At 49.7% G+C, this 4675-nt stretch carries 7 protein-coding genes and 1 pseudogene; all 8 read right to left on the reverse strand.

Annotated features, from left to right (window positions below):
* The coding region (locus OGX94_RS23895; protein ID WP_009653094.1) for an IS5/IS1182 family transposase at positions 1-292 on the reverse strand (292 nt) is incomplete at its 3' end.
* Between the two features lie 82 nt (positions 293-374).
* On the reverse strand, positions 375-1190 hold the full coding sequence (locus OGX94_RS23900; RefSeq protein ID WP_001572439.1) for an HNH endonuclease signature motif containing protein: 816 nt from the start codon (positions 1188-1190) through the stop codon (positions 375-377).
* Between the two features lie 12 nt (positions 1191-1202).
* Positions 1203-1613, reverse strand: a complete 411-nt coding sequence (locus OGX94_RS23905; protein WP_000985911.1) for a hypothetical protein — start codon at positions 1611-1613, stop codon at positions 1203-1205.
* 101 nt (positions 1614-1714) lie between these two features.
* The gene (locus OGX94_RS23910; protein WP_000134171.1) at positions 1715-1921 is read right to left on the reverse strand and encodes a hypothetical protein; all 207 of its coding nucleotides are present in this window, start codon (positions 1919-1921) and stop codon (positions 1715-1717) included.
* Positions 1922-1981: 60 nt separating this feature from the next.
* Positions 1982-3307, reverse strand: a complete 1326-nt coding sequence (locus OGX94_RS23915) for a type II toxin-antitoxin system HipA family toxin (RefSeq protein WP_103798313.1) — start codon at positions 3305-3307, stop codon at positions 1982-1984.
* 4 nt (positions 3308-3311) lie between these two features.
* Complete coding sequence (locus tag OGX94_RS23920; protein ID WP_024143021.1) at positions 3312-3605, reverse strand: helix-turn-helix transcriptional regulator; 294 nt, start codon at positions 3603-3605, stop codon at positions 3312-3314.
* Between the two features lie 400 nt (positions 3606-4005).
* On the reverse strand, positions 4006-4335 hold the full coding sequence (locus OGX94_RS23925; protein WP_247753930.1) for a hypothetical protein: 330 nt from the start codon (positions 4333-4335) through the stop codon (positions 4006-4008).
* Positions 4283-4612 (reverse strand): annotated as a pseudogene (locus OGX94_RS23930) (helix-turn-helix domain-containing protein); the annotation flags it as partial. The gene OGX94_RS23925 and the pseudogene OGX94_RS23930, both read right to left, overlap by 53 nt.
* Between the last annotated feature and the right edge of the window lie 63 nt (positions 4613-4675).

A 4675-nucleotide genomic window follows, 5' to 3' on the forward strand; every position in this document is an offset into this window, starting at 1 on the left:
CGCTATCCAGGGATAATCGGGCAAACAGGCGCATGGAGGCGATTTCGTACAGGGCATCTTCCATGGCACCGTCGCTCAGGTTGTACCAATGCTGCATGCAGTGAATACGCAGCATGGTCTCCAGCGGATAGGGCCGTCGGCCATTGCCCGCCTTGGGATAAAACGGCTCGATGACAGCGGTCATATTCTGCCATGGCAGAATCTGCTCCATGCGGGAGAGGAAAATCTCTTTTCGGGTCTGACGGCGCTTAGTGCTGAATTCACTATCGGCGAAGGTGAGTTGATGGCTCATGATGTCCCTCTGGGATGCGCTCCGGATGAATATGATGATCTCATATCAGGAACTTGTTCGCACCTTCCCTAGCTGTCACCCTTCATTGATCCTGAGCAAGGCCCTGGTATTCTGCCCAGCGTACGGCCAGCCGCTCTAAGTCCAGATCGTACACCAGCGGTGTGATTTTACGGCCTTCAAACAGCTCGCCCACCTCAATGCCTGGCTTAAAATGAACGGTCAGGGTGGCCGGATCTATGCCCATAAGATCGGCATCAAACAGCGCATGCATTGTTGGAGTCATCAGGATGCCATTAGACGGATTGTACCGGGTTCCATGTTCAATGTGTGCCGCATCCAGGACACCTCCATTAACCCAACCGGTTACCGCACAACGGCCCGCGAAATTCTCGATGAGCAGAGCTTTGAATTTACCCTGTGCCACGCCACTACGTTGCGTCACTACGCGCTCGCAGTGCTCACCCTGGATATCTACGTCAGGTTTCCGAATTGGCTCGCTGGTGGCCGTCTCAGCTTGTTTTAGGGTGGAACGTGGATAGGCCAGGTTATATGCTGCGCCTGTGGTCATTTGCTCGATGACCGCGGGCGCATAACCTTCTGCTTCCAGCTTACGATATGCAGCCCGGTAGTCTCTTTGGGTTTTCAGCGGGTAAATCTTCCCGCCTTTACCATCGAAAGCGATAAACCAGAAATCGTCCGTGCCAGTTTCAAGATTTCTGCAACGTTTCAGATGCCATCCGCCTTCTCTCGCCCAGATGGTACGGTTATTTCTGGCATTCGTTTTGTCATACCCGTGCTCGTCAAGCCAGCTATCAAAGCTGGTCAGCCCCAGGTCCTGAACCTCCAGAGAAGGGACACGAATGACCTGCAAGGTATGGCGTGGTCTTGGCTCTCTCATCTTGATCTCTTCCTAGCGCTGGTCTGGGAAATACGGATATTGCGGGCCATATTCATAATCATGCGGGCCTGGCTCAACTTCCCAGAATGGACGGCCGCTAATTGTCTTTGGACCGCGCTCGTTTACGATGTCTTCTACATCCTGAATATTAAATGGCATCGTTGCCAGTAACAGCTGATCTTCGGGTGTCAGCGTCACAGTTGCACCGTCGATACGGCTGTAAAGGTCGGCAAACTGTTTACCTGCACCGTGCAACCGGTGCTCCGCTACACTTCTGATTGCGTGTAAGTCCAGCTCCGCCGCTTCCATGCGATCCACGTATAGTTTCATTTCTTTACGCAAAGCGCTCAGCTCACGGGTTTTAATAAATCCGTAGGCGTACCCACCCAGGGCGATAACTGCAATGATTGCTAAAATAGCCATTTATTTTCTCTTACGTTACTGCGGCCGCCGCTTTAGTCTTAATGTGAAGCCTGGGAATTCGCTGAATGAAGAATACGTTTTCACCCCCAGACCGACAGCTGTTAAGGCGCGATCCCAACACTCCATTTGTAAGTATCAGGCCCATCTTCTCCGCTGGTGGCATCAGCTACAATCTGTGCATAACGTTCTCCAGCAAGTTCTCTTACCATCTGATCCACGACCCATTGCAGATGATGCATTTCATCGGTTCCGCCGTAACGACAAGCCAACTCAATAGCCCGCTCTATTCTTTTTTGTTCTTCAGTCATACTGAATCCTCACGCTTACATCAGCTATTCTGAAAACATGCACACTATAAATTGCGGCTGTCATTTCTCAGCCAGGCGCCTGCATTGCTGCCTCATTCCATCAAAAATACTTTCCGCAAGCTGCTGGGGGAACTGGTCCGGAAGAAGCCCGCTAACACGTTCAATGACACCCGGGGTTCTGGCGATGATTTCCTCTATCATCGCCTCTGTCTGCTGTTTACTCAGGCCGGTTATCTCACCATGCCTGATCCAGTGGCGTCGTTGTATTCGATATATCTGGTAATAGTTGCTACTGCCACGTACGGCCATCGCCAGTTTGCACTTCTGCCAAGATATCTGATTGTTCCCATGACCGATCACCGGCCATGCCGACAACACATCATAGTTTGGTGTAAGGTGATAACGTCCCTGTGGCCCAATAGAAATACTGAAATTTTTAGCGTGGCCATCTGTTGCGGCCATCATCCAGAAAATTATCTGCGTCATAAAAAACTGCGCTTTGTCACGCTCAGCACGGTCTGAATTACTCAGAACCTCCATAATTTCCGATATACCTGGCCCGCCGTCCGCCTGATATTTTCGTAATGGCGAAACGCCCAGGGCCTGACACATATCCTCCTGGGGTAAACGAATGATCCATTGTCCGTCTCCTGACCATTTTCGGTCAAAACGTTCTACCACCAGCGCTTTCTGATCTTCAAAGTGAGCAATCTGCGTTCTTGCCACGGGGAGCCCGTACTGGTCGAGAAGTACCGAGCAGAGCCATTCATTTTCAACCGACGAGCTCATGTCGGCTTTCATGTTCCCCACAAGTCCGAGCGGTAGCTTGAATATATGCGTCGTTGGTGTATTACCCTCCGGCATACACCACCGATCTTCATACCACAGTAGGGCTGTTTTCTCCTGAGCACCGGCAATAGATAAACGTAAGTCGTCGTTATCTTCTGGCCTGCCCGGTAGCAATGTCTCCGTGGTATTACGCAAAGTTGCCGCAATTTCTGATTCAGTAAGCGGGTGATACTTCACGGAATATAAATCAGTGGGTTCATCTCCGTCATGAAGCAGCTGTATCGCGCCCACGCAGTCTTTTCCCAGCTCCGTCAGCAGATCAAAAGGCTCCAGGCTATCGGCCTTGTAACGCATTGCCAGACGTCTGCGTATGCCTTCGCTGTCCGGGAGTAAATTATCAAAATAGTCACGTACCACATTTCCACGCCAGACCTGGTTCCCGGGAGTAAAAGGAAGGGACAATGACAGCGGCCTTCCCTGTTCGTCAGCAACCCATTCAGGAAGGTATTCTAAGCTGTCTACCCCTTTGCTTTTTTCCCAGTACCCGACTTTGATGCCGTTCATCCAAATTACCAGACGTTGCTGTTTCCGGCTCATATCGTTACCAATCCTCCTGTCGTGCAGGTGAATTTAATTTATATATTTCTTCCGTCTGCTTCCTCTCTGAAGAAGTGGTTGCCGAGGAGAAGCTGATTTTTACACCCAGGACGGAAAACACCTTGAATAGCCGTTCAATGCTCGCACTGGCAGGGTTGGCTTCCAGACGTGAGTATGTCTGTTGAGTGACACCTAACCTTTCGGACAGGTCTTTTTGCGTCAGGCCATTCGCCTTGCGAAAACCAATGAGCAAGGGACGCAACTGGTTGAGCGTGTTTAACGGGTAATCATTATTGATCATAAGCTGGCCTCAGTAGTTCCTCTGATACACCTTGTACGCTGTTTTCTAAACATACACCCTAAAAGCTGTAATATCAAATTAACAGCCTAAAAGCTGTTAAATAGAGAGTACAACCTTTAGGCTGTTACCAAGTGGCAGCATAAATCTTTATGACGTTTGATATGAGAGAACTATCAATAATAAGCCGTTACGCTCGTACAGCATCCGGGAAGAGAGCTGACAGATCAGGATCATCGGTAAACGAGAAGCGGAGTATCTTATGGCCCTGTTGTGAGCTGTATAAATAACTACGAGCTACTCTCTGCCTCGGGGAGGAGGCAGAGAGAGTATTAAAAGCAAAGGCAGACATTTTTAGCAGCTGGTGGGCTATGGGGTTCCGGAGGTGCTCCGGTGAATGTTACTTGACTGGCAAGTTTCCTGCTCTGATGGTCAATGCCTCGATGCTGTCTATATTGTTCTGAAGCCGTTCCAGTTCTGCCTTTTCAATACCGGCCCAAAGCTTTAAGTGTCGCTGATAAAGGGACCACTTGAGTGAGTGAAAACCATTCCAGGCCAACCCCATCCAAGAGGCGTAATTCGCATTGAGAATATTGCCGGTGATATACATTTTACCTGCGTTAACAGCACTGGAAGTTCCATAACCCAGGGCAAGCATCATCCGGAAGCGTGGATTTATTAGCATCAACAGCTTTGTAATAGCGTCTGCCCCGATTACGCTGAACTTCACGTGAGATCGTCGAAGGACTGCGATTCAGCGCAGTAGCTATCGCACGAATGCTCATTTTGGCTGACAAACCAGCTCGTATCTCCTCGCGCTCAGACAGTGTCAGGTGAGCTACAGCCCGCTTACGCTCATGGGGTTTTATGCCGCCAGTATCCCTTAACATAGTGAAGATCGTTCCGGGTTTTGAACCCAGGATATTCGCTATTTCACTGAAGCCTGTTCCGTTCTTCCATAGTTCAAAAACAGAGGCTTTTTCCTCTGCTGTAAATGTTCGTCTCATTCAAAAAACCTCCGCAACCCCATGTTTTCACATAACTGTTGCGTTGACCAATTGAATCTACAG

The sequence above is a fragment of the Citrobacter sp. Cpo037 genome, assembly GCF_030332945.1.
Classification (GTDB): Bacteria; Pseudomonadota; Gammaproteobacteria; order Enterobacterales; family Enterobacteriaceae; genus Citrobacter; species Citrobacter portucalensis.